This is a genomic window from Pseudomonas sp. GR 6-02, from assembly GCF_001655615.1.
GTDB lineage: Bacteria > Pseudomonadota > Gammaproteobacteria > Pseudomonadales > Pseudomonadaceae > Aquipseudomonas.
Map to the genome: position 1 here is coordinate 4,077,585 of NZ_CP011567.1, position 22,289 is coordinate 4,099,873.

The following is a 22,289-nucleotide window of genomic DNA, read 5'->3' on the forward strand; positions in this document are numbered from 1 at the left end:
GGCCGCCGGGCACCGACGGCAAGGCCGCAGCCGTTGCACCTGCTGCCGAGATGTATGACGCCACGTTGCGCTACCGAAAAAACCTTAGGAATATGCCTGGATACCGCGCGATAGACGGATGCAAGCAGGAGTGACCCGTTGACCCTTACCCCCGAACAGGCCATCCATTTCGGCCCCTACCGGATCTACCCTGGCCAACGCCTGGTGATGGAGGCCGACCAGCCCCTGCGCCTGGGCAGGCAAGCCATGGACATTCTGTTGATGTTGCTGGAGCACGCAGGCCAGGTGGTGAGCAAGCAGCAACTGATCGCGCGGGTCTGGCCCAAAAGCGTAGTGGAAGACACCAACCTGCGCGTGCACATGGCGGCACTGCGCAAAGCCCTCGGTGACGGTCAGGCCGGCCAGCGTTACATCGTCACCGTCGCCCAGCGCGGCTACAGTTTTGTCGCGCCGTTTTCCCTGGAGTCCATCGAACAACATCCCCAAAACGACGCCAATGAACCGGGCGGCCATAACCTGCCGGTGCGCCGGACTCGCATGATCGGCCGTCAGGCCCTGGTCGACAGACTGCTGGCGCAACTCTCACAGCAACGTTTCATCACCCTCGTGGGCCCCGGCGGGATCGGCAAGACGACCGTGGCGCTACGCGTCGCCGAGCAACTGATCGGTCGCTATCGAGACGGCATTCGCCTGGTGGACCTGGCACCGATCAACTGCCCTTTGATGATCGGCGCGCACCTGGCGACAGCGCTGGGCTTGCCGTTGCATGACGCCGACCCCATGAACGGGCTCGCCACATGCTTGCGCGAACGGCAGATGCTGCTGGTCATCGACAACTGCGAACACCTGATCGATGCCATTGCGTTGCTCAGCGAAAGCATCCTGCGCGCGGCGCCCCAAGTGCACATTCTGGCTACCAGTCGCGAAAGCCTGCGGGCCGAAGGCGAATACGTGCAGCGCCTGGAATCACTGGACTGCCCGCCGCCCATCGCCGTGCTCGACCGCGCTCAGGCCCTGACGTTTTCGGCGCTGCAATTGTTTGTCGAGCGGGCGATGGCCAGCCACGACAGCTTCGAACTGAGCGAAGCCGATCTGCCGCTGGCGATTGAAATCTGCCGACGTCTGGACGGCATTCCGTTGGCGATCGAACTGGCAGCGGCGCAGGTCGGCAACCTGGGCTTGAGCGGCTTGCTGTCGCAACTGCAAGACAGCTTTCGCCTGCTCGCCCAAGGCTGCCCGACCACCATGGGCCGCCATCAGACCCTGCGCGCCACGCTGGACTGGAGCTTCGAACTGCTCAATGCCTGCGAGCAGACGTGCCTGCGCCGACTGGGGATATTCCGGGGCGCTTTTACCCTGGAATCGGCGGCTGCCGTGATTGTCGGCCAGTACGTCGAGCCCGATGTGGTGTTTGCCTCGATTACCCAATTGGTGGCCAAGTCATTGCTGAACGTGGAAGTCGGCGATGAAGAAGTGTTCTACCGTCTGCTCGACACCACGCGTGGCTATGCGCTGGAAAAACTCGACCAGGCCCAAGAGCTGGCGGACACCCGAGAGCGCCACGCCGAATGCTGCCTGGCCTTGATGCAGCAGGCGCAAAGTGAATGGGAACACACCCAGAGCGAGCGCTGGACCGAGCGTTACGCCCGCAGCCTGGACGACATTCGTGCAGTCCTGGATTGGGGCTTGAACGCTCAAGGGCCGCAGGCCTTGGCCATCCGTCTCGCCGCGACCTCGGCACCGCTCTGGCAAGAGCTGTCGCTGCTCAAGGAATACGGCGCGTACGTGCGCAAAGCCCTGGCGTTGCTCGAAGCGACGCACCAGCCCTGTCCGCGTTTGACCATGAACCTCAAGCTTGCCCTCGGCAGTTCCTGCTACCACACCCAGGGCAATAGCACCGAAGCCGTCGAAGCCTTCGTCAGCGCCAAACACCTGGCCGAACACTGCAACGATATGGCCGGTCAGCTCAAAGCGATTTCCGGGCACCTGGCGATTGATCTCAGTTGCGGCCACTACCAACTGGCCCTGGAGCAGAGCCGACAATTCGAGCGGTTGAGGCCGCACGACGACGCGATGATGGCCCTCAGCACCCAACGCTTGCGGGTCCTGGCCCTGCATTTTGCCGGGGATCAGGCACTGGCGCGGGAGAATGCCGAACAGGTCATTCAACGTCTGGCCCAGAGCGGCCAGCTCAACCGCTTCACCCATGGCTTTGGCGTGCAATACGACCAGAGCGTGGCGGCCCTGACGATTCTGGCGCGCATTCTCTGGCTGCAAGGGCTCCCGGAAAAAGCCTGGCATACCGCACGACAGGCGCTCGACATCGCGATGCAAATCAATCATGGCACGTCCATCTGCTACACCCTGGCGCTGTCCGGTTGCCTGATCGCCCACTACAACGGCAACACGCCGGTCGCCCGCGAGCTCCTGGCCTTGCTGCTTGAGCAGGCGAAGAAACACTCGGTGTTGCTGTTCTACACCTGGGCTAAACATTACGCGCAGGTGATCGACGGAACTGATGCGCCCTCATCCCCGCGAACGGACACCGGGTTGGTCAAGGAAATCATGGTCACTCTGGGCAGCCGTTTCATCGATGATGCGTTGCTGGAGCGGGCCGAAAACGGCGCGGCGGGCTGGAGCACGGCAGAAATTCTGCGGGCTCGGGCCGACGCGTTACTGGCGCAGGATTGCCCGAGCAGTGCTGACGCGGCCGAGGCGGTGCTGCTCAAGGCTTTAGCCGTGGCAAAAACCCAGGGAGCGCTGGCCTGGGAACTGCGCAGTGCGACATCGCTGGCCCAGTTGTGGCAGCGTCAGGGCCACTTCCGGCAAGCCCATGAGTTGCTGGCGCCGATTTACCAGCGCTTCACCGAAGGCTTCGCCACACCGGACCTGATCAAAGTCCGGCGGTTACTCGACGAGTTGCAGCGCGACCTGCCCGACTGATGTCCCGTGGGCCCGGCTGATGTAGCGCTCATAACGCAGTTCGAAGGCACGCAAGTAACCGCTGTTTTCGAGTTTCTCCAGGGCGTAGGTGCGCGTGGTATTGAGGAAACGGTAGCGCGTCACGCCGCTGCCCTGCTCCACCGATAGCAGCGATTTATTCGCCAGACTCTCCACCACGTTGACCAGGCTTGCGGGCAGCAACATCGCGCCACTGACCACGCCAATCGCTGCGTCCAGGGTGAACGCCATCTTGAACACCGCCAGCCGCTGCAACACGATCTGTTCCAACGGGCTCAGCCGTTCATAGCTCCAGTCCAGTGCGGCTTTGAGATTCTGATGCCGTGGCACGGCGGTGCGTCGACCTTGGCTCAACAGCTGAAAACAGTTGCCCAGTTGCGCTTGCAACCCCACCAGCGCCAATGCATCGATCTGCGCCGCCGCCAGCTCAATGGCCAGGGGCAAGCCATCCAGCCGACGACAGATTTCACGCACAGCCTTCAGATCCTGTTGACGCAAGGCAAACCCTTGCTGACGGGCTCGGGCGCGGCTGACCAACAGCTGCACCGCTGAATACCCCATGGCCTCGTCCACGCTATAAATCACCGAGGCTGGCGGCACCGTCAGGGGCGGTAACCGCAGCAGCGTTTCCCCCGCTGCTCGCAGCGGTTCGCGACTGGTGGCGAGGATCGACAGTCGAGGTGCCGAGGCCAACAGATCGTCCACCACTGTCCTGCAACGTTCGAGCAGGTGTTCGCAGTTGTCGAGCACCACCAAGGCATGCCGTTGCGCCAACGCCTTTGCGCCAATGTCCAGTTCCAGCGTGCGCGACAGATGATCGACAAGCTGCGACGGGTCATCGATGGCCGCCAGGTCAACCATCCAGACACCATCCCGATAGTGCTGCAACAGCAACTCGGCCACGCGCAACGCCACGGTGGTCTTGCCGATGCCAGCAGGGCCGATCAGGGTCATGAAGCGTCGAACCGGCAACTGCCGAACCACGCTGCCGACGATCGAGTCGCGACCGGTCACCGGTGTGAGCCGCGCAGGCAAGTTGTGTTGAGGCTTGTGCACGGTTTCGACCAGCACCGGCGTGCCCGCCCGATCGTGCTGCACCGGGGCGATGAAGCTATAACCGCGCTGGGGAATATTAACGATATAAGGCTGCCCGTTCGGCCCATCGCCGAGCGCTCGACGCAGAGCGGCAATGTGGACGCGCAAGTTGATTTCCTCGACCACCGAGGTCGGCCATACGTGGGCAATCAGCGCCTCTTTGCTGACCACCGCACCAGCGTGCTCAACCAGCACCTGCAAAATGTCCAGGGCTCGCCCGCCCATGCGCAGCGGCCGATCACCGTCCAGGATCAACCGCTGATGCAAGTGGAATGCGTAGGGCCCGAACCGCAGCACCGTGTCACTGTTTATCTCTCTGAGGTTGTTCATGCACGTTCATGTGCTGAAAACCTGGCTCGGCTCAAGGAACTGCAAGCTCCCTCGATCCCGCCCATCCAGGCCCCGCACCTCCCAAAAAAGAGTTCACGGGTATCTTGGCAGGCATGGGTGACGGTACAACGGCCATGGGAGGAGCGTCACGGTCATCGCGGTGCGCACGACGGACAACAGCGCGTTAACTGAACTGCTCGCGATACTGGGTGGGGGTCAGGCCGAGCTTTTCACTGAAAAGAAATCGCATGTGCCGCACGCTGCCGAAGCCACTTTTATAGGCTACGGTCTTGAGCGGCAGCTCGCTGGTTTCCAACAGATTCCTGGCGTGATCGATGCGCGCGCTTTGCAGAAACTCCATCGGCGTCATATTCACTTCCCGGGTGAAAACCCTGGCGAAGTGCCGCGCACTCATGTTCACCAGACTGGCCATACGCTCGATACCGAACGCTTCGTCGAGGTGTTCGAGCACATGGTTCTGCACCCGGGTGACCGGCGTTTCCTGGGGGCCCACCGCGGCCATCAACGGACTGAACTGCGCCTGCCCGCCCTGGCGTTTCATCACTACCAGCAGCACTTTGGCGACGTCCTGGGCGACTTTCTTGCCGTGGTCCTGGGCAACCACCGCCAGCGCCAGGTCGATACCGGCGGTGACACCGCCGGAAGTGATGAGGTTGCGGTCCTGCACGAAAATCTGATCGGTCTCGACGACAGCCTTGGGGAAGCCTTTGATCAGTCGTTCGGTGTAATGCCAGTGAGTGGTCACGCGAAAGCCGTCCAGCAATCCGGCATGCCCGAGCACGAACGCGCCGGTGCAGATCGACCCATATCGGTCAGCACGGCTGATGGCTCCCCGAAGCCAGTCGAGCAGCGGCGGATACTTTTCGTTGTAGGCCCCCGGCCCGCCCGGCACCAGCAACACATCGTAGCGCCCGTTCGCCTGATCAATGTGCAGATCAGCCTGGACACTGACGCCGTTGGAGGCCCGCAATGCGCCCTGCACGGTGCCGATGGTCAATAGCTCATATCGGTCCGCCGGTTGCAGATAACGATTGGCGATGGAAAACACTTCCATGGGGCCGGCCATGTCGAGCAGGAGAAAGTCTGGGAACAACACCATTGCCACGGTTTTCATGGGTTCAAGGTCACTAATAGAGAACTGTTCAATACCATTGCGCCGCCCACGGGTCTGGCGCCCGACATTATGGCCACATGTAACAACAAGCATACATGAACCTGTTCACACAACTGTCAACCTGAACGAGACAGTATTTCAATTTTCATCTACTTACTGCACTTTATGGTAAACATTAACCTTCTCCTCACTCGGACGAATTCACGTCCTGACAGGAGATTTCATCATGCTGACCCTTCGCAAAGCTTCGGATCGCGGTGCGGCCAATCACGGTTGGTTGAAGTCGTTCCATACCTTTTCCTTTGCCAACTACCGCAACCCACGGGAACAGGGCTTTTCCGACCTGTTGGTGATCAACGACGACCGCGTAGCCGCAGGCAAAGGCTTTGGACAACACCCTCATCGCGACATGGAGATTTTCTCCTACGTGCTCGAAGGCGCGCTGGAACACAAGGACACTTTAGGCACCGGTTCGGTGATCCGCCCTGGCGACGTGCAACTGATGAGTGCCGGCAGTGGCGTGGCGCACAGTGAATACAACCACTCATCGACACGCCCGGTGCACTTCCTGCAAATCTGGATCGTGCCTGACGTCAGCGGCGCCAAACCGCGTTATCAGCAAGAGCATTTCAGCACCCAGAAAAAACGCGGCCGCTTGCAGTTGATCATCTCCCCGGATGGGGCCAAGGGCTCGTTGAAAGTCCGGCAGGATGCGCGGGTGTATGCCGGCCTGATCGACGGCAAGGAAAGCGCCACGCTGGAACTGGCTGCCGATCGCTACGCCTATGTGCATGTGGCGCGGGGCAGTGTCGAGCTGAACGGCCTGCAGCTGCAGGAAGGCGACGGCGTACGGGTTCGCAAAGAACAGGTGCTGACCTTGAGCAATGGCGTGGATGCCGAGGTGCTGGTGTTTGATTTACGGCCGCAGGAATTGCCGGAAATGCCGTGATCCCATTGTTCAACGCCCGCAAAAAAACGGCCTGATCAAGGCCGTTTTTTGGCCGCGACAAAAATCCTGTAGGAGCGAGGCTTGCCCGCGAAGAACGATGACGCGTAATACCTGAAAAACCGCGGCGCATTCTTCGCGGGCAAGCCTCGCTCCTACAGGCCACAGGAATACCTAAATCGCCGCCCGCAATTCCCGTGGCGACAGGCCGTAATGTGAGCGAAAGCGCACGGCAAAACGTGAGGCCGAGGCGTAGCCGCTGGCACCGGCAATTTCACCGATGGGCCGGGAAGTGGTTTGCAACCATTGCAACGCGGTCGCCAGTCGAACGCTTTCCAGAATATTCCTGAAGCTGCTCCCCTCATTGGCCAGTTGGCGACGCAAAGTCGACTCACCGAGATTCAGGTGTTGAGCGACGCTCGCAACCGTCCAGTCGCTCTCAGGGCTGCCCATCAGCAACTGCTGCACACGCTCGCACAGTGGATCATTGCGATCCATCAGCAGCGGTCCGGCCTGGCCATTGAGGCCCAGGCTGAGCAGAACCGCTTCCCCATAGTGGGTGCGTAATGCATCCGGCGCGTTGGCATTGATGGCGGCCAGTAATTGATCCCATGCCTGCGTCGTGTGCCTGTCCAGAGGAACACACAGATCTGTCTTCGGGGCACGGTGACCATTCATGATCTGCCGGCCATATCGGCTGCTGAAGTTGCGCAGTGTCGAACCGGGAAAGGTCACGACATCGGCGATGTAGTGACCGTGAAGACCGGGGAAGTTCGAGATACCAAGCTCACGCCCGGCCGGCAACAGAATCAGATGTTGCGGCCCAGCGCGCATCTCCCGGTCATCCCATTGCAACAGTTTTTCCCCCTGTCGCACTCGACACAAGGCAGTCGCGAATATCGGCACCCGTTGCAAGGTATGAGGCTGCCGCGCCCGGATGACACACGCATCGATAATGTTTTCCTGGTGCTGGATGCCGTCACAAGGGCGCATCGTTCTTAACGTCCGTAAGTTGAAGTGATGGTCGCTTTGGCCAAGGCGTTGGCATTGAGCATATAGCCCACCAAGGCTCCGCTGGCCTGGCTGTCGAGTGGCAGCTTATCGACTTTCAACGCCCATACGGTGAATTGATAGCGATGGGGCTTATCCCCCACAGGAGGGCACGCTCCGCCAAATCCCGGTTGGCCATAATCGGTTCGTCCTTGTACGGCACCGGCAGGCAGGTTCGAACCGACTCCGCTTGGCAAACTTTTGGTTGAAGCCGGTAAGTTGACCACTGTCCAATGCCACCAGCCGCTGCCGGTCGGCGCATCAGGGTCATAGACCGTGATCGCGTAACTTTTAGTCTCCGCCGGGGCGTTGGACCAGGACAGTTGCGGAGACGTATTACCCCCTTCACAACCGAAACCCTGGAATACCTCACGACTGGTCAGCGGGCGATTTTCAGCAATATCCTGGCTTGTCAGCGAGAAGTCGGCTGCGTGCCCAGTGAGGACGACCCCCATGGACAAAGCGGATAGGATAATTCGGATGTTCATCGTGACCTCATCGGTGTCTTGGCGTGAAGCACGAGTCTAGAGAGAGCAAAGGCTGATTACTGTGCCGAAACGCTCGACCATTGTGCCTGAACGCTCTCTCGATCCAGGCACACCCCGCCGACTCAGACCGGTCCGAAAATGTCCTTCATCGCCGCATACTGCAGCAGCATGATGGTCTTGGCATCGCAGATCTCCCCGCGATAAAACGCCTCAAGGGCGTCGTCGAATTTCCACTCCAGCACTTCCAGTTCTTCGGTTTCGTCTTCCAGCCCACCGCCCTCGCTGACTTTCGAAGAGGCGTCGTACTCGGCAATAAAGAAATGCAGTTTCTCCGTGACCGAACCGGGGCTCATGTAGGACTCGAACACCTTCTGCACATGGTGGACGCGATAGCCGGTTTCTTCCTCAGCTTCAGCGCGAATGCGCTCTTCAGGCGCAGCGCCTTCCAGCAGCCCCGCCGCCACTTCAATCAACAAACCATCATGGCCGTTGACGAACACCGGCAACCGGAACTGGCGAGTCAGCACGACGGTTTTCTTCTCGCGGTTGAACAGCAGAATCGCCGCGCCGTTGCCACGGTCGTAGACCTCGCGGCTCTGGCGCTGCCAGTCGCCGTTGTTGCGCAGGTAATCGAACGTGATTTTCTTCAGCAGATACCAGTTGTGGGACAACACCTGAGACTCGATGATGTTGACCCGCTCGGCTGTGTTCGACATGACAATCCATCCCTATTTTCGTCAGAAGACGTCCATGTTAGGCGAAAACAGAAAAGCCCGGCATGGTTGCCGGGCTTCTTTTTTTCTAACGCTCTGTCCAATCCTTCAGAACGGATTCAGAGGGTCGGTGTTACTTGAAATCCAATTGGCCTACACGCCAAAGCAACAAATGATTGCGTGCTTCAGGTCAGGGCAACTGCGCCTTATATTCTTTCTGGTACTGCCCGGCGAGTGATTCCTTTTGCTTGTTGTCGAGCAGTTTGCCGGCCATTTGAAAGAACTTCTGCTCTTCCTCTTTCAGGTGGTGATGGACCTTTTCCGAGAGCTTTTTGGCAGTGATCAGCCAAGCGGCGCTGGACATCTCAGTCTCGTCCAGTTCCTCCATCATTTCGTCCATTTCATGGTGTTCGGAAATGGCGTGGCGACTCAGGTCCATGCCATTGTCGAATGCCATCAACGGGATGTAGAAATGGCGTTCTTCGGCCGTTGCGTGGGCGTGCAGTTCGGCTTTGAGCTGTTTGTAAGCCTCTAGCCGTTCTGGGGTGTCGCCGTGGGTCTTGATCAGGGCGACGGCATAGCTACGCTGGCGATCATGGCTTTCGCGCAAGGCTTCAAAGATATCCACGGGCGGTCCTCATGGGTGCATTGCGAATGACATTATTGAGGCTAGACCTCCCGGCGCACCCGGGAGTTCCAAACAAACTGCGATCGCGATAGGCTCCCTCTTTGCCATATGGATGTAGCCCATGACCCTGCGAATTGAACTGTCGACAAACGCCACTCAGGAAGAGCGCGAAGCAATCCTCACACCGCTGCGCGCCTACAACGCCTCAAAGGCCGGGCCCACGGTGTCAGAGCAGATTGCCTTGCTGGTGCGCGATGACAACGACGAGATTCTCGGCGGGCTTTATGGCCGGGTGTTTTACCAATGGTTTTTCATTGAGTTGTTGTCGGTGCCGGACCAGGCACGGGGCCAAGGGCTGGGCTCGAAGCTGATGCAGATGGCCGAAGACCTGGCGCGGGAGAAAGAGTGCATCGGGATCTGGCTGGACACCTTCGACTTCCAGGCGCCGGAGTTCTACAAAAAACACGGCTTCAGCGAACTGGGGCAGATTGCCGATTATCCGCCAGGCCATAAGCGTTTCTTTTTCCAGAAGCGTTTGATTGATTAAAACGCAAACGTTGTGGGAGCGAGCCTGCTCGCTCCCACAGGGGGACTGCCTCATAAACCTCTTACAGGCAGGTCGCCAACGCCGCCAAACGACGCTTGGCAACAAAATCATCATGCTGGGCGTAGTAGCTCAAGGCCGTGCCTGAAGCATCGCTGGTCACGTCCACGAAAGATTCGGCCGAACGGGTGTAGACCGTCGAGCCGCCCTTCTTGCCCGGCTGCAAATACGCACCGGCATCGACGCCGAACACCGCCTCGTCCTGCCAGGCAAACTGCACGCACTGGGCGACGACTTTTTCCGGTTTGTCCGAGGTCAGGGTTTTGTACGGGGTTTTGGTGCGGGCGTCGTTCATCGCCGATCCGGCGCAGCCCGCCAGCAAGGTTGCGGCCAGCGCCACCATCAGAATTCGCATTGCGTTCGCTCATCAGGAAAAAGCGGACTGTACCACCGCGGCGCGGCGTATCGTTCTGCTTTACTTCATTTATACCGCGACACCGCGCAACGATTCGCGCACCCTGTCGCGCCGATAGCCTCGCATCGCCCATTTTTCAGGAAAGCCATGACACCCAATGCCGAGTTCTACAAACCCTCCACCGACTACGCCGACAAACTGATCAGCCAGATCGGCCAGACGCCGGCCTGGATCGCCAAGCGAATTGGCGTCACCGACAAGCGGATTCGTTACATTCTCGACGGCGAAAGAACCGTCAAAGGCGAAACCACGCCAATCCAGATGACCTACACCGAGCAGTTTGCCCTTGAGTGTCTGGCTGCGGCTGCCAAGGCGAGCAAAAAGCAGTCTTCGTAATCCCCTCAAGGAGTGACCATGGCGGCAACCGAACAGCAACACGAACAGGCGCTGAGGAAATTTCTCGATGAACGCCCTGAGCTGCGTCTTGAGCTCGACAATCTCAATCCCCTGCTCGCCCAGGCCAAAGGCGAGACGATGGCGCAGTACCGCGACGAACGCTTGCATGAAGCGTTCGAAGCCGAGGCCGAGCGCCTGGGTTTGTTTGCCTGGGAGCTGACACTGCAACTGACCACCGCCACGCCCGAGGAATATCAGGCCCAACGCATGGAAGTGCACAAGGAAGTTGCAGAGATGGCCGGCATGAACTGGCTTGAGTATTGCGAGTTGTACGGGCTGACCAAATAATCCTCGCGATGGCAGCGACTCGGTCTGCGAGTAAACGCCCTTCGCCGCCCTGCCGATAAAGCTTTATCATGGCCGCAGTTTTGCTGATCGAGTCCGTCATGAAATTCGCCATTGCGCTGTTTTCCGCCGCCCATGCGCCCTCCTCGCGCCGTGCCTTGCTGTTCGCCCAGGCCGCGCTGGCCGGCGGACATGAAATTGTCCGGCTGTTTTTCTATCAGGATGGCGTCTACAACGCGTCCGGCAGTGTGGTCACTCCTCAGGATGAGCAGGACTTGCCCAAGCAATGGCGCAACTTTGTCAGCGAGCATCAACTCGATGGCGTGGTCTGCATCGCCGCCGCCCTGCGTCGTGGCGTGCTGAACGAGGAAGAAGCCCAGCGCTATCAGCGTGAAGCGGTCGCCGTGGGCGCGCCGTGGGAATTGTCCGGCCTTGGCCAGTTGCATGACGCGGTGCAGGACGCTGACCGCCTGATCTGTTTCGGAGGCGCGTGAGATGGCTAAATCCTTGCTAATTATCAGCCGTCAGGCGCCGTGGTCCGGGCCGAATGCGCGGGAAGCGCTAGACATTGTATTGGCCGGCGGCGCCTTCGATCTGCCGATCGGGCTACTGTTTCTTGATGACGGCGTGTTCCAGCTCGCTGCGAAACAGGACGCCAAGGCGTTGCAGCAGAAAGACCTGAGCGCCAACCTGCAAGCCTTGCCGATGTTTGGCGTCGAAGACCTGTTCGTGTGCGCTGACAGCGTAGCGGCCCGAGGCCTGGCCCCCAAAGGTCTGTCGCTTGAAGAAGCCCAGGTACTGAGCGCCCAGGACATCACCGCCCTTATTGACCGTTACGACCAGGTGATCACCCTCTGATGTCGACTTTGCATGTGTTGTCTCATTCCCCATTCGGCGACGAGCGCCTGAGCAGTTGCCTGCGCGTGATCGGCCCCAACGATGCGCTGCTGCTGAGTGGCGATGCGACCTATGCCCTGCAGCCAGGCACCGCGCCATTCAGCTCTTTGCATGCTCGCAACCTGAAACTGTTCGTACTGGCCGAAGACGCGCAGGCCCGGGCTCTGCAAGTTCCGGACTGGGCCAGTGCCATTGACTACCCGGCCTTCGTCGAACTGTCGATTCACTATGACAAGGTCAACAGTTGGCTATGAAATCCCTGACCGTTGGCGCCCGCGCCATTGAACTGGACAAGGACGGCTTCCTGGTGGAACTGAGCGACTGGTCTACCGAGGTGGCCACCGCCCTCGCCGCCGCCGAAGACATCGAGTTGAGCCCGGAACATTGGGAAATCCTCGAACTGCTGCGCAGTTTCTACGACGAATTCCAGTTGTCCCCGGCCACCCGCCCGCTGATCAAGTACACCGCATTGAAGCTCGGCCCCGACAAGGGCAACAGCCTGCACCTGAACCGACTGTTCAAAGGCACCCCTGCCAAACTCGCCGCAAAACTGGCGGGCCTGCCCAAACCGACGAATTGCTTATGACCGACTATCCAGCGCTGACCCTCGAAACGCCCGCCGAGCACCCGTTCGCCCAGTTCGTGCGGATCCTTGGCAAAGGCAAACGCGGCGCCCGCGATCTGACCCGGGCCGAAGCCCGCGAGGCCATGGGCATGGTGCTCGACGACAAGATCGAGGACACCCAGCTCGGCGCGTTCCTGATGCTGTTGCGGCACAAGGAAGAGAGCGCCGAGGAAATGGCCGGGTTCACCGAAGCCTTGCGTGAACGCCTGAATCCACCGGCACTGGCGGTCGATCTGGACTGGCCGACGTACGCAGGCAAGAAGCGGCATTTGCCGTGGTATCTGCTGGCGGCCAAGTGCCTGGCGCAGAACGGCGTGCGCATCTTCATGCACGGCGGCGGCGCGCACACGGCGGGGCGGTTGTACAGCGAGCAACTGCTCGAGACGCTGAACATACCGTTGTGCCGCAACTGGCAGCAGGTCGGTGCGGCCCTCGATCAGGGCGGTCTGGCGTTCATGCCATTGGTGGACTGGGCCCCCCAGCTTCAGCGAATGATCGACCTGCGCAACACTCTGGGCCTGCGCTCGCCGATCCATTCCCTGGCGCGGATTCTCAACCCGCTGGGCGCCCGTTGTGGCCTGCAAAGCATTTTCCACCCCGGCTACCAGGCGGTGCATCGCGATGCCAGCGGTCTGCTCGGGGACACGGCAATCGTCGTCAAGGGCGATGGCGGCGAGATTGAGATCAACCCGGACGCCGACAGTCACCTGTATGGCACCACCGGCGGCGAAAGCTGGGATGAAGAATGGCCGCAGCTGTCGAGCCAGCGCCACGTCAAACCGGCGAGCCTGGACCCGGAGCACTTGAAAGCCGTATGGCGTGGCGACGTGGTCGACAGCTACCCGCAAATGGCGCTGATCTCGACCATGGCCCTGGCCTTGCGCGGCCTCGGCCAGCCCCGCGAACAAGCCTTCGAAACCGCCCAGCAATATTGGGACGCCCGGGACCGATCGATTTAATCGATCATAACAGCCCAACCTTTGCGCTTTTTGTTCGAACCTATGCGCATAGACTCCTCTCCAACGCTTATAGGTTGAGGAGTCAGGCACATGGGTTTGTTAGTCGAAGGTCGCTGGCAGGATCAGTGGTACCAAAGCAGCAAGGATGGCGCGTTCCAGCGTGAACAGGCGCAGCGTCGCAACTGGCTGACTGCCGATGGCAAGCCAGGCCCGAGCGGCGTCGGTGGTTTTGCCGCCGAGGCCGGTCGCTATCACCTCTATGTGTCCCTCGCCTGCCCGTGGGCCCACCGCACGCTGATCCTGCGCAAACTCAAAGGCCTTGAAAGCCTGATCGACGTGTCGGTGGTCAGCTGGTTGATGCTGGAAAACGGCTGGACCTTCGATAAAAACCTCGGATCGACCGGCGACAAGCTCGATCATTTCAATTTCATGCACCAGCGCTACACCGCCGATACCGCCGACTACACCGGCCGCGTCACCGTGCCGGTGTTGTGGGATAAACAGACCAACCGCATCGTCAGCAATGAATCGGCGGAGATCATCCGCATGTTCAACAGTGCGTTCGATGACTTGACCGGCAATGACCTGGATTTCTACCCGGCACCGCTGCGCAGCGAAATCGACGCCCTGAACGAGCGGATTTATCCAGCAGTGAACAACGGCGTCTATCGCGCCGGGTTTGCCACCTCGCAGCAGGCTTATGAAGAGGCGTTCGATGAGTTGTTTGCCGAGCTGGATCGGCTGGAGCAACTGCTGGGCGCGAACCGTTACCTGACGGGTGAATACCTGACCGAAGCGGATATTCGCCTGTTCACCACGCTGATTCGTTTTGATGCGGTGTATCACGGCCACTTCAAATGCAATCTGCGGCGGATTGCCGATTATCCGAACCTGTCGAACTGGCTACGGGAGATTTATCAGTGGCCCGGGATTGCCGAGACGGTGGATTTCACCCACATCAAGAACCACTACTATGGTAGCCACAAGACCATCAATCCGACCGGGATTGTGCCGAAAGGGCCGGCGCAGGATTTCACCGGGGCACATGATCGGGGGCGGTTGAGCGGGAAAGGGGTTTGGCGCAAGGCCTGAGGTTGATCGTTCCCACGCTCTGCGTGGGAACGATCACATGAAAGCGACTCGGTATTCAGACCTGCGCCTGAGCCCCTTCGAACCACGCCAGTTTCTCGCGCAGTTGCACCACTTCCCCAACGATCACCAGTGTCGGCGCATGCACTTCATGCTCCGCCACCAGCCGTGGCAGGTCGGCCAGGGTGCCGGTAAATACCCGCTGATTGACCGTGGTGCCCTGCTGGATCAACGCCGCCGGGGTATCAGCCGCGCGACCGTGCTTGATCAACTGCTCGCAGATGATCGGCAAGCCCACCAGCCCCATGTAAAACACCAGGGTTTGCGCCGGCGCGACCAGGTCGGCCCACGGCAAATCGGTGGAACCGTCCTTGAGGTGCCCGGTGACAAACCGCACTGACTGCGCGTAATCGCGGTGAGTCAGCGGAATCCCGGCATACGCCGCGCAACCGCTGGCAGCGGTAATGCCCGGCACGACCTGGAACGGGATGCCATGGGCCGCCAGTTCTTCGATCTCTTCGCCACCACGCCCGAAAATGAACGGATCGCCACCCTTCAAGCGCACCACGCGCTTGCCGGCCTTGGCCAGATCCACCAAATGCTGGTTGATCTGTTCCTGAGGCACGGCGTGATCGGCGCGGCGCTTGCCGACGTAGACCCGCTCGGCATCACGACGGCACAAATCCAGAATCGCCGGCGCCACCAGACGGTCATACAGCACCACGTCGGCTTGCTGCATCAGGCGCAAGGCGCGGAAGGTCAACAGGTCGGGATCACCCGGCCCGGCGCCCACCAGATAAACCTCGCCAGTGGCCACAGGGGCTTCGCCATTGATTTTGGCCAGCATCAAGCGCTCGGCCTCGGCGCCCTGCCCGGCCAGTTGTCGGTCGGCAATCGGTCCCTGGAACACATCCTCCCAGAACGCCCGACGCTGCTGCACATCCGGAAACAGGCCTTTGACCTGGTTGCGGAAACGCGCCGCCAGACCGGCCAGTTGACCGTAAGTGGAAGGAATCCAGGTTTCCAGCTTGGCGCGAATCAACCGCGCCAGCACCGGCGCATCGCCGCCACTGGACACGGCAATGATCAGCGGCGAACGGTCGACGATCGCCGGGAAGATCACGCTGCACAGGGCCGGCGCGTCCACCACGTTGACCGGCACGCAACGCCGATGGGCATCGGCGGAGACTTGCGCGTTCAGCGGTTCATCGTCGGTGGCGGCGATGATCAGCCCGCAACCGTCCAGATCCGCCTCGACGTAGCCACGCACCAGGCACTCGCCACCGCTGCCGGCTACCAGCTCACGCAACTGCGGTTCGATTTCAGGTGCGACCACCCGCAGCAGCGCACCGGCTTCGGCCAGCAGGCGGGATTTGCGCAAGGCAATCTCCCCCCCGCCGACGACCAACACACGACTGCCGCGAAGGTTATGGAACAGCGGCAGATAGTCCATTTAGCCGATGACCTCAAGGCCACCCATGTACGGCTTGAGCACTTCAGGGACACGGATCGAACCGTCGGCCTGCTGATAGTTCTCGAGTACCGCCACCAGGGTACGACCGACCGCCAGGCCGGAACCGTTCAGGGTGTGCACCAGCTCAGGCTTGCCGGTTTCCGGGTTGCGGAAACGCGCTTGCATACGGCGGGCCTGGAAGTCGCCACAGTTGGAGCACGACGAAATCTCGCGATACTTGTCCTGGCTCGGAATCCACACTTCCAGGTCGTAGGTCTTGACCGCGCTGAAGCCCATGTCGCCGGTGCACAGCGCCAGGGTGCGGTATGGCAGCTCCAGCAGTTGCAGGACTTTCTCGGCGTTGGCGGTCAGGTTTTCCAGCGCTTGCATCGAGGTCGACGGCTCAACGATCTGGACCATCTCGACCTTGTCGAACTGGTGCTGACGGATCATCCCGCGAGTGTCGCGACCCGACGCGCCAGCCTCGCTGCGGAAGCACGGCGTGTGTGCCACGAACTTGATCGGCAGCAGTTTCGAATCGACGATTTCGCCGGCCACAATGTTGGTCAGCGACACCTCAGCGGTCGGAATCAGGTACAGATCGGCTTCGCCGTCGCGGCTGATCTTGAACAGGTCTTCTTCGAATTTCGGCAACTGACCGGTGCCCTGCAGGGCCGGCGCTTGTACCAGATAAGGCGTGTAAGCCTCTTCGTAACCGTGTTCGTTGATGTGCAGGTTGATCATGAACTGCGCCAGTGCACGGTGCAGGCGAGCAATCGGGCCGCGCAGCAGGGCGAAACGGGCGCCGGACAGTTTGGCGGCGGTTTCGAAGTCCAGCCAGCCGAACTTCTCGCCCAGGGCCACGTGGTCCTGAACCGGGAAGTCGAAAGCCTTCGGCGTGCCCCAACGGCGCACTTCAACGTTGCCTTCTTCGTCATCGCCGACCGGCACCGATTCGTGCGGCAGGTTCGGGATACCCAGCAGGATCGAATCCAGCTCGGTCTGGATCGCGTCCAGCTCGACTTTACCGGCGCTCAACTCGCCCGCCATGCGCTCGACATCCGCCATCAGCGGCGCGATGTCTTCGCCGCGCTGCTTGGCCTGGCCGATGGATTTGGAGCGCGCGTTACGTTCAGCCTGCAGAGCTTCGGTGCGGGTCTGGACGGTCTTGCGCTGTTCTTCCAGCGCTTCGATGCGCGCAACATCCAGGGCAAAGCCACGGGATGCCAGGCGGTCCGCTACGTCCTGAAGGTTGCTACGTAACAGTTTGGAATCGAGCATGTCGGTTTCTCGTTATCAAAGTTTGGTCAAGGACAGGCCAGCCCAGGTGGCGAGCAGCCCGCCGAATACGCTGATGGCCGCATAGCCCAAGGCCAGCGGCACTTGCCCGGTTTCCAGCAGGCGCACCGTATCCAGTGAAAAGGATGAAAAAGTCGTCAGCCCCCCGAGGAAGCCAACGATCAACCCGGCGCGTACCGCAAACGATACCTCCGGGCGAATCAAAAACAGGCCGTATAGAACGCCGATCAGCAAACAGCCCACGATATTAACGGCCAGCGTCGCGGTATAGAAGTGCCGCGGCCAATTCGCGTTGATCCAGTTACCGGTGGCGAAGCGCAACAGCGTGCCGGCGACACCACCGACAGAAACCGCAACAATCAAGGGAATCACTATTTTCTCCGCTGTCGGGGGCTTAGACGGTCAAGCTGCGCGAGGTGGTTGAGCTTTTCGCCGATCTTCAGCTCCAGGCCGCGGGGCACGGGTTGATAGAACCGTTGTGGCTCCAACTCGTCCGGGAAGTAATCTTCGCCAGCGGCGTAGGCATCCGGTTCATCGTGGGCGTAACGATATTCATCGCCATAGCCCAATTGCTTCATCAACTTGGTCGGCGCATTGCGCAGGTGCAGCGGCACCTCCAGCGAACCGTGTTCGGTAGCGCTGCGCATCGCGGCCTTGAAGCCCATGTACACCGCGTTGCTTTTCGGCGCGCAAGCCAGATAGGTAATGGCCTGGGCCACCGCCAATTCGCCTTCGGGGCTGCCGAGGCGCTCCTGCACTTCCCACGCCGCCAGGCACAGGCTCAAGGCGCGAGGGTCGGCGTTGCCGATGTCTTCGCTGGCCATGCGCACCACGCGCCGGGCCAGGTACAGCGGGTCGCAGCCGCCGTCGATCATTCGCGCGAACCAGTACAGCGCGCCATCAGGGTTGGAACCGCGTACCGATTTATGCAGCGCGGATATCTGGTCGTAGAAGGCTTCGCCGCCCTTGTCGAAACGCCGCCGGGTGTCGCCGAGCAGGCTTTGCAGCAGGTCGATGCCGATTTCGCTGTGGTCTTCGGCCAGGTCCGAGGCATTTTCCAACAGGTTGAGCAGACGCCGGCCATCGCCATCGGCGGCGGACAGCAGCATCTGGAAGCCCTCGTCGCTGAGGGTCAGTTGCCGCTTGCCCAGCCCGCGCTCTTCGGTCAGCGCGCGATGCACCAGCTTGCGCAGGGCGGCTTCGTCGAGGCTTTTGAGCACATAGACACGCGCCCGGGACAGCAGCGCGTTGTTGAGTTCGAACGAGGGGTTTTCCGTGGTCGCGCCGATGAAAATCAGCGTGCCGTCTTCAACGTATGGCAGGAACGCATCCTGCTGGGACTTGTTGAAGCGATGCACTTCATCAACGAACAGGATGGTGCGTTTACCGTACTGCCCGGCCTGCTGCTTGGCGACTTCCACCGCCTGACGAATCTCTTTGACCCCGGCCAGCACCGCCGAAACCGTTTCGAAGTGCGCATCCGAGACTTCCGCCAGCAGCCGCGCCAGGGTGGTTTTACCCACGCCCGGTGGCCCCCAGAAAATCATCGAGTGCAGGGCACCCTGCTCCAGGGCTTCGCGCAAAGGTTTGCCGCGAGCGAGCACGTGTTCCTGACCGACGTACTCGTCCAGATTGGCCGCACGCAAACGGGCGGCCAAGGGCTGAGCAATCGGGGCACTGCGAAACAGGTCCATCACGTACTTTTAAAACCTCGAGTCAATTCTCAAGTTTGGCGAACACCCTGTGACAAGAGCAGCCCCCTCGCCACACAAGCCCGCTTCTACAGGTTTACTCCTGGATCACATCGGCACCCTTGGGGATGTCGAACTTGAACTTGGAGGCCGGGATCGGCTCGTTGGCCTTCACGCCGGTGAACAGGATGTTGGTGCGCTGGCCGACGCTGTCGATCATCTGCATATCATTGACCAGACCATTGCGGAACGACAGGCGCAGGCTGTCGAACAAGGTGTCCTTGGTTTTCGGCTTCAGGGTGAAGTCGATCACGCCGCCGGCTTCCTTGGCGCTGATGTCAAAGCTCTGGCTGATCTTGGACACGTCACCGGACAGCAACAACGCCGGGGTCTGGGTCAGACGCTGATCAAGAGTCTTGATGGTGGCCTGTTCCAGATCCGGGTCCCACAGGGTCACTTTCTTACCGTCCGATACCATGGTTTGCTCGGCCGGCGCGTTGGTGTGCCAGTAGAACAGGCCCGGGCGCTGCAAGGACATTTCACCTGCAGTTTCTTGTAACTGGGTGCCGCTGCCATCGAGGGTCAGCTGGGAGAAGCGCGCGGTCAGGGTCTGGGATTTTTCCAGCAGTTGAGTCAGACGCGCCACGTCCTTGTCGTCGGCGTGGGCCGAGAGCGTGGTCAGAGCCAGTACCGGCAGCAACAGCATGCGGATAAGACGCATGGGAGTCCTCATAAACATTCGTGGGAGTGCGGGCGGCGCCTCAAGACGCCGCCCCTTTCAATACCGGATCAGTCGCGCACCGGGCCAGGGGCCAGGACTTCACGCGAACCGTTGGTGTTCATGGACGTTACGACCCCGGCCATCTCCATGGCTTCGATCATGCGCGCCGCGCGGTTGTAGCCGATTTTCAGCTTGCGCTGAACCGCGGAGATGGATGCGCGACGGCTTTCCAGGACGAACTGCACCGCTTCGTCGTAGAGCGCGTCGGTTTCGGCATCATCTTCACCGCCACCGCCGCCGTTTTCAAAGCCGCTACCAGCCTCTTCGACACCGGCGAGGATGTCATCGTTGTATTCCGGCGCGCCGCGCAATTTCCAGGCTTCAACCACCCGGTGCACCTCGTCATCGGACACGAATGCGCCGTGAACACGAATCGGCAGGCTGGTGCCCGGCGGCATGTACAACATATCACCGTGGCCCAGCAGTTGTTCGGCGCCGCCCTGGTCGATGATGGTCCGCGAATCGATCTTGCTCGATACCTGGAACGCCATACGGGTCGGGATGTTCGCCTTGATCAGACCGGTGATCACATCCACCGACGGACGCTGGGTCGCGAGGATCAGGTGGATGCCCGCCGCACGCGCCTTCTGCGCGATACGCGCGATCAGCTCTTCAACCTTCTTGCCGACGATCATCATCATGTCGGCGAATTCGTCGACCACCACGACGATGGTCGGCAGCTTCTGCAGCAGCGGTGCCTCATCGTGGATGCTTTCGCGCTTGTACAGCGGATCGCTCAACGGCTCGCCGGCGTCCTGGGCTTCCTTGACCTTGGCATTGAAGCCCGACAGGTTACGCACGCCCATCTTCGCCATCAGTTTGTAGCGCCGTTCCATCTCGGCGACGCTCCAGCGCAAGGCGTTGGCGGCGTCCTTCATGTCGGTGACCACAGGGCACAGCAAGTGCGGGATGCCTTCGTAGATCGACAGCTCAAGCATTTTCGGGTCGATCATGATCAGCTTGGCGTCTTCAGGGCCAGACTTGAACAGGATCGACAGGATCATCGCGTTCACACCCACCGACTTACCGGAACCGGTCGTACCGGCCACCAGCAAGTGGGGCATTTTCGCGAGGTCAGTGATGACCGGTTTGCCGCCGATGTCATGACCCAGGGCCAAGGTGACCGGAGACTTGAAGTTATCGTACTCGGGGGTCGACAAGACCTCGGAGAACCGCACGATCTGCCGGTCTTCGTTAGGGATCTCGATACCGACCGTGGTCTTGCCCGGAATCACTTCCACCACGCGCACGCTGGTCACGGCCAGGGAACGGGCCAGGTCTTTCGCCAGGTTGGCAATGCGGCTGACTTTCACCCCGGCGGCAGGCTGGATTTCGTAACGGGTAATGACCGGGCCCGGGTGAATCGAATCCACCGAGACTTCGACGCCGAATTCCTTGAGCTTGATTTCCAGCAAGTGGCCGACGGCCGCCAGGGATTCAGGCGAATAATTGAGTTGTTTCTTTTCCGCCGGGTCGAGAATCGAAATCGGCGGCAAGGTGCCTTCCACGGCGCTGTCGACGAACAACGGCGCCTGTTTCTCTTTTTCCACGCGCTTGCTCGGAGCGGCCGGCTTCGGCGGTGCGGGAGCAATCACCGGCGGCACCTGCTTTTCACGCTCGGACATGTGCTTGCTCAGGGCCTGCTCGCGCTCGATCAGGCGTTCCTTGACCTTGGCCTGCTCACGTTTATCGGTGACCGTCGGCGCAACCACGTCATGCACGCGATCGTCGACCTCACGCAGCTGGGCGACCAGTTGCTTGCGTTCGGTACGGGCTGCCCACCAGCGATTGGCCGCGCCCTGAAACAATTCGAACAAATCGAGGGTGATCTTGCCGGTGACGTCCATCACCTTGAACCACGACAGATCGGTGAATACCGTCAGGCCGAACAGGAACAGCGCAATGAACAACAGCGTGCTGCCCTGAATGTTCAGCGCATTCTTCGCCAGGTCGCCGAGGCTTTCACCCAAAGCGCCGCCGGCGCCGGCCGGCAGACCGGTCGCCGCATGGAAATGGATATGGGCCAGCGCCGCGCCCGACAGCACCAGAAACACCAGGCCGATCAGGCGCCAGGAAAACAGCCAGCCGCTCCACTGCCATGGCTCGTGGCGCTGACGGAAGATCTGATAGGCCTTGATCGCCAGCAATAGCGGGAAAATGTAGGCGAAGTAACCCAGGACCATGAACAGGATGTCGGCGCTGTAAGAACCGGCAGGCCCGCCGAAGTTCTGTACATCGTCGATCTTGCTGTTGTGGCTCCAGCCCGGATCGTCCTTGCCATAGGTCAACAAGGCCATCATCAGGAACAGGCACAAGGCGCCGATGGCGATCAATGCACCTTCCTTGAGCCGGTAGTGCAATTGCTGGCGCCAGAGCGGAACGACTGTTTTAGGTGCTGCGGTGGATTTCTTCAAAACGCTTCTTTTCCTGCGCCCTTGGCGCGTCCATC

General features: G+C 60.6%; 24 protein-coding genes. 11 read left to right on the forward strand and 13 right to left on the reverse strand.

Annotated elements, in window-relative coordinates:
* Positions 1 to 138 precede the first annotated feature (138 nt).
* On the forward strand, positions 139 to 2,943 hold the full coding sequence (locus tag PGR6_RS17935; protein WP_064618765.1) for an ATP-binding protein: 2,805 nt from the start codon (positions 139 to 141) through the stop codon (positions 2,941 to 2,943).
* Here the strand turns inward: PGR6_RS17935 and PGR6_RS17940 are convergent.
* Both PGR6_RS17940 and PGR6_RS17945 read right to left on the reverse strand, forming a co-directional pair.
* Positions 2,908 to 4,386, reverse strand: a complete 1,479-nt coding sequence (locus PGR6_RS17940; RefSeq protein ID WP_064618767.1) for an ATP-binding protein — start codon at positions 4,384 to 4,386, stop codon at positions 2,908 to 2,910. The two genes, PGR6_RS17935 and PGR6_RS17940, sit on opposite strands and share 36 nt — an antisense overlap.
* Before the next feature lie 184 nt (positions 4,387 to 4,570).
* A complete protein-coding gene (locus PGR6_RS17945) occupies positions 4,571 to 5,521 on the reverse strand; it encodes a GlxA family transcriptional regulator (protein ID WP_064618769.1) in 951 nt (316 codons plus the stop codon).
* Positions 5,522 to 5,747: 226 nt separating this feature from the next.
* Here PGR6_RS17945 and PGR6_RS17950 point away from each other — a divergent pair, with 226 nt between their 5' ends.
* Entirely contained in the window at positions 5,748 to 6,470 is a 723-nt protein-coding gene (locus PGR6_RS17950) for a pirin family protein (RefSeq protein WP_018925544.1), read from the forward strand.
* Positions 6,471 to 6,641: 171 nt separating this feature from the next.
* Here the strand turns inward: PGR6_RS17950 and PGR6_RS17955 are convergent, their stop codons facing one another.
* From PGR6_RS17955 to PGR6_RS17970, 4 genes are all read right to left on the reverse strand, one after another.
* On the reverse strand, positions 6,642 to 7,460 hold the full coding sequence (locus PGR6_RS17955) for a helix-turn-helix transcriptional regulator (protein ID WP_064618771.1): 819 nt from the start codon (positions 7,458 to 7,460) through the stop codon (positions 6,642 to 6,644).
* A gap of 5 nt (positions 7,461 to 7,465) precedes the next feature.
* Entirely contained in the window at positions 7,466 to 8,005 is a 540-nt protein-coding gene (locus tag PGR6_RS17960; RefSeq protein WP_026331779.1) for a kinase inhibitor, read from the reverse strand.
* Between the two features lie 122 nt (positions 8,006 to 8,127).
* Entirely contained in the window at positions 8,128 to 8,721 is a 594-nt protein-coding gene (locus tag PGR6_RS17965) for an NUDIX domain-containing protein (RefSeq protein ID WP_018925541.1), read from the reverse strand.
* A 187-nt stretch (positions 8,722 to 8,908) separates the two neighbouring features.
* Positions 8,909 to 9,346, reverse strand: a complete 438-nt coding sequence (locus PGR6_RS17970) for a hemerythrin domain-containing protein (protein WP_018925540.1) — start codon at positions 9,344 to 9,346, stop codon at positions 8,909 to 8,911.
* Positions 9,347 to 9,467: 121 nt separating this feature from the next.
* On the opposite strand from PGR6_RS17970, the gene PGR6_RS17975 reads away from it, so the two are divergent.
* Positions 9,468 to 9,893: a GNAT family N-acetyltransferase gene (locus PGR6_RS17975; protein WP_064618773.1), complete on the forward strand. Its 426-nt coding sequence runs from the start codon at positions 9,468 to 9,470 to the stop codon at positions 9,891 to 9,893.
* Between the two features lie 61 nt (positions 9,894 to 9,954).
* Here the strand turns inward: PGR6_RS17975 and PGR6_RS17980 are convergent, their stop codons facing one another.
* Positions 9,955 to 10,305, reverse strand: coding sequence for a hypothetical protein (locus PGR6_RS17980; RefSeq protein ID WP_007941140.1), 351 nt, complete (start codon positions 10,303 to 10,305; stop codon positions 9,955 to 9,957).
* Between the two features lie 147 nt (positions 10,306 to 10,452).
* Between PGR6_RS17980 and PGR6_RS17985 the strand changes: the two genes are divergently transcribed.
* The 8 genes from PGR6_RS17985 (at position 10,453) to PGR6_RS18020 (ending at position 14,619) form a co-directional block, all read left to right on the forward strand.
* A complete protein-coding gene (locus PGR6_RS17985) occupies positions 10,453 to 10,701 on the forward strand; it encodes a hypothetical protein (RefSeq protein ID WP_007941139.1) in 249 nt (82 codons plus the stop codon).
* Between the two features lie 18 nt (positions 10,702 to 10,719).
* Positions 10,720 to 11,049, forward strand: a complete 330-nt coding sequence (locus PGR6_RS17990; RefSeq protein ID WP_019648485.1) for a DUF6388 family protein — start codon at positions 10,720 to 10,722, stop codon at positions 11,047 to 11,049.
* Between the two features lie 98 nt (positions 11,050 to 11,147).
* Positions 11,148 to 11,540, forward strand: coding sequence for a sulfurtransferase complex subunit TusD (tusD, locus tag PGR6_RS17995; protein ID WP_064621317.1), 393 nt, complete (start codon positions 11,148 to 11,150; stop codon positions 11,538 to 11,540).
* A gap of 1 nt (position 11,541) precedes the next feature.
* Positions 11,542 to 11,904 (forward strand): sulfurtransferase complex subunit TusC, encoded by a 363-nt coding sequence (tusC, locus tag PGR6_RS18000; protein WP_064618775.1) that lies wholly within the window; start codon positions 11,542 to 11,544, stop codon positions 11,902 to 11,904.
* On the forward strand, positions 11,904 to 12,197 hold the full coding sequence (tusB, locus tag PGR6_RS18005) for a sulfurtransferase complex subunit TusB (RefSeq protein ID WP_064618777.1): 294 nt from the start codon (positions 11,904 to 11,906) through the stop codon (positions 12,195 to 12,197). The genes tusC and tusB overlap by 1 nt, the downstream gene beginning before the upstream one ends.
* Positions 12,194 to 12,529 (forward strand): TusE/DsrC/DsvC family sulfur relay protein, encoded by a 336-nt coding sequence (locus PGR6_RS18010; protein WP_018925534.1) that lies wholly within the window; start codon positions 12,194 to 12,196, stop codon positions 12,527 to 12,529. The genes tusB and PGR6_RS18010 overlap by 4 nt, the downstream gene beginning before the upstream one ends.
* A complete protein-coding gene (locus PGR6_RS18015; protein WP_064618781.1) occupies positions 12,526 to 13,527 on the forward strand; it encodes a glycosyl transferase family protein in 1,002 nt (333 codons plus the stop codon). The genes PGR6_RS18010 and PGR6_RS18015 overlap by 4 nt, the downstream gene beginning before the upstream one ends.
* Positions 13,528 to 13,617: 90 nt before the next feature.
* The gene (locus PGR6_RS18020) at positions 13,618 to 14,619 is read left to right on the forward strand and encodes a glutathione S-transferase family protein (protein ID WP_018925532.1); all 1,002 of its coding nucleotides are present in this window, start codon (positions 13,618 to 13,620) and stop codon (positions 14,617 to 14,619) included.
* A gap of 55 nt (positions 14,620 to 14,674) precedes the next feature.
* On the opposite strand, the gene cysG is transcribed toward PGR6_RS18020, so the two are convergent.
* The 6 genes from cysG to PGR6_RS18050 all read right to left on the reverse strand — a co-directional run bounded on the left by cysG (position 14,675) and on the right by PGR6_RS18050 (position 22,254).
* Complete coding sequence (gene cysG / locus PGR6_RS18025) at positions 14,675 to 16,069, reverse strand: siroheme synthase CysG (RefSeq protein ID WP_019580092.1); 1,395 nt, start codon at positions 16,067 to 16,069, stop codon at positions 14,675 to 14,677.
* Positions 16,070 to 17,350: a serine--tRNA ligase gene (gene serS, locus PGR6_RS18030; protein ID WP_018925530.1), complete on the reverse strand. Its 1,281-nt coding sequence runs from the start codon at positions 17,348 to 17,350 to the stop codon at positions 16,070 to 16,072.
* Positions 17,351 to 17,365: 15 nt separating this feature from the next.
* On the reverse strand, positions 17,366 to 17,740 hold the full coding sequence (crcB, locus tag PGR6_RS18035; protein ID WP_007941127.1) for a fluoride efflux transporter CrcB: 375 nt from the start codon (positions 17,738 to 17,740) through the stop codon (positions 17,366 to 17,368).
* Positions 17,740 to 19,062 carry a replication-associated recombination protein A gene (locus PGR6_RS18040; protein ID WP_064618782.1) on the reverse strand — a complete coding sequence of 441 codons (1,323 nt, stop codon included), beginning with the start codon at positions 19,060 to 19,062 and terminating at the stop codon, positions 17,740 to 17,742. The genes crcB and PGR6_RS18040 overlap by 1 nt, the downstream gene beginning before the upstream one ends.
* A gap of 94 nt (positions 19,063 to 19,156) precedes the next feature.
* Entirely contained in the window at positions 19,157 to 19,780 is a 624-nt protein-coding gene (gene lolA, locus PGR6_RS18045) for an outer membrane lipoprotein chaperone LolA (RefSeq protein WP_018925528.1), read from the reverse strand.
* 68 nt (positions 19,781 to 19,848) lie between these two features.
* Positions 19,849 to 22,254: a DNA translocase FtsK gene (locus PGR6_RS18050; RefSeq protein WP_019580089.1), complete on the reverse strand. Its 2,406-nt coding sequence runs from the start codon at positions 22,252 to 22,254 to the stop codon at positions 19,849 to 19,851.
* Positions 22,255 to 22,289: the final 35 nt, after the last annotated feature.

Bases quoted from the DNA above. Each gene is read 5' to 3' on its own strand.
- serS (WP_018925530.1), bottom strand. From the start codon at position 17,350: ATGCTCGATTCCAAACTGTTACGTAGCAACCTTCAGGACGTAGCGGAC.
- PGR6_RS17950 (WP_018925544.1), top strand. From the start codon at position 5,748: ATGCTGACCCTTCGCAAAGCTTCGGATCGCGGTGCGGCCAATCACGGT.
- tusC (WP_064618775.1), top strand. From the start codon at position 11,542: ATGGCTAAATCCTTGCTAATTATCAGCCGTCAGGCGCCGTGGTCCGGG.
- PGR6_RS17960 (WP_026331779.1), bottom strand. From the start codon at position 8,005: ATGAACATCCGAATTATCCTATCCGCTTTGTCCATGGGGGTCGTCCTC.
- tusD (WP_064621317.1), top strand. From the start codon at position 11,148: ATGAAATTCGCCATTGCGCTGTTTTCCGCCGCCCATGCGCCCTCCTCG.
- PGR6_RS17975 (WP_064618773.1), top strand. From the start codon at position 9,468: ATGACCCTGCGAATTGAACTGTCGACAAACGCCACTCAGGAAGAGCGC.
- PGR6_RS18015 (WP_064618781.1), top strand. From the start codon at position 12,526: ATGACCGACTATCCAGCGCTGACCCTCGAAACGCCCGCCGAGCACCCG.
- PGR6_RS18010 (WP_018925534.1), top strand. From the start codon at position 12,194: ATGAAATCCCTGACCGTTGGCGCCCGCGCCATTGAACTGGACAAGGAC.
- PGR6_RS17955 (WP_064618771.1), bottom strand. From the start codon at position 7,460: ATGCGCCCTTGTGACGGCATCCAGCACCAGGAAAACATTATCGATGCG.
- PGR6_RS18040 (WP_064618782.1), bottom strand. From the start codon at position 19,062: ATGGACCTGTTTCGCAGTGCCCCGATTGCTCAGCCCTTGGCCGCCCGT.
- PGR6_RS17980 (WP_007941140.1), bottom strand. From the start codon at position 10,305: ATGCGAATTCTGATGGTGGCGCTGGCCGCAACCTTGCTGGCGGGCTGC.
- PGR6_RS17940 (WP_064618767.1), bottom strand. From the start codon at position 4,386: ATGAACAACCTCAGAGAGATAAACAGTGACACGGTGCTGCGGTTCGGG.
- PGR6_RS17965 (WP_018925541.1), bottom strand. From the start codon at position 8,721: ATGTCGAACACAGCCGAGCGGGTCAACATCATCGAGTCTCAGGTGTTG.
- PGR6_RS17990 (WP_019648485.1), top strand. From the start codon at position 10,720: ATGGCGGCAACCGAACAGCAACACGAACAGGCGCTGAGGAAATTTCTC.
- cysG (WP_019580092.1), bottom strand. From the start codon at position 16,069: ATGGACTATCTGCCGCTGTTCCATAACCTTCGCGGCAGTCGTGTGTTG.
- PGR6_RS18020 (WP_018925532.1), top strand. From the start codon at position 13,618: ATGGGTTTGTTAGTCGAAGGTCGCTGGCAGGATCAGTGGTACCAAAGC.
- PGR6_RS17945 (WP_064618769.1), bottom strand. From the start codon at position 5,521: ATGAAAACCGTGGCAATGGTGTTGTTCCCAGACTTTCTCCTGCTCGAC.
- tusB (WP_064618777.1), top strand. From the start codon at position 11,904: ATGTCGACTTTGCATGTGTTGTCTCATTCCCCATTCGGCGACGAGCGC.
- PGR6_RS17985 (WP_007941139.1), top strand. From the start codon at position 10,453: ATGACACCCAATGCCGAGTTCTACAAACCCTCCACCGACTACGCCGAC.
- lolA (WP_018925528.1), bottom strand. From the start codon at position 19,780: ATGCGTCTTATCCGCATGCTGTTGCTGCCGGTACTGGCTCTGACCACG.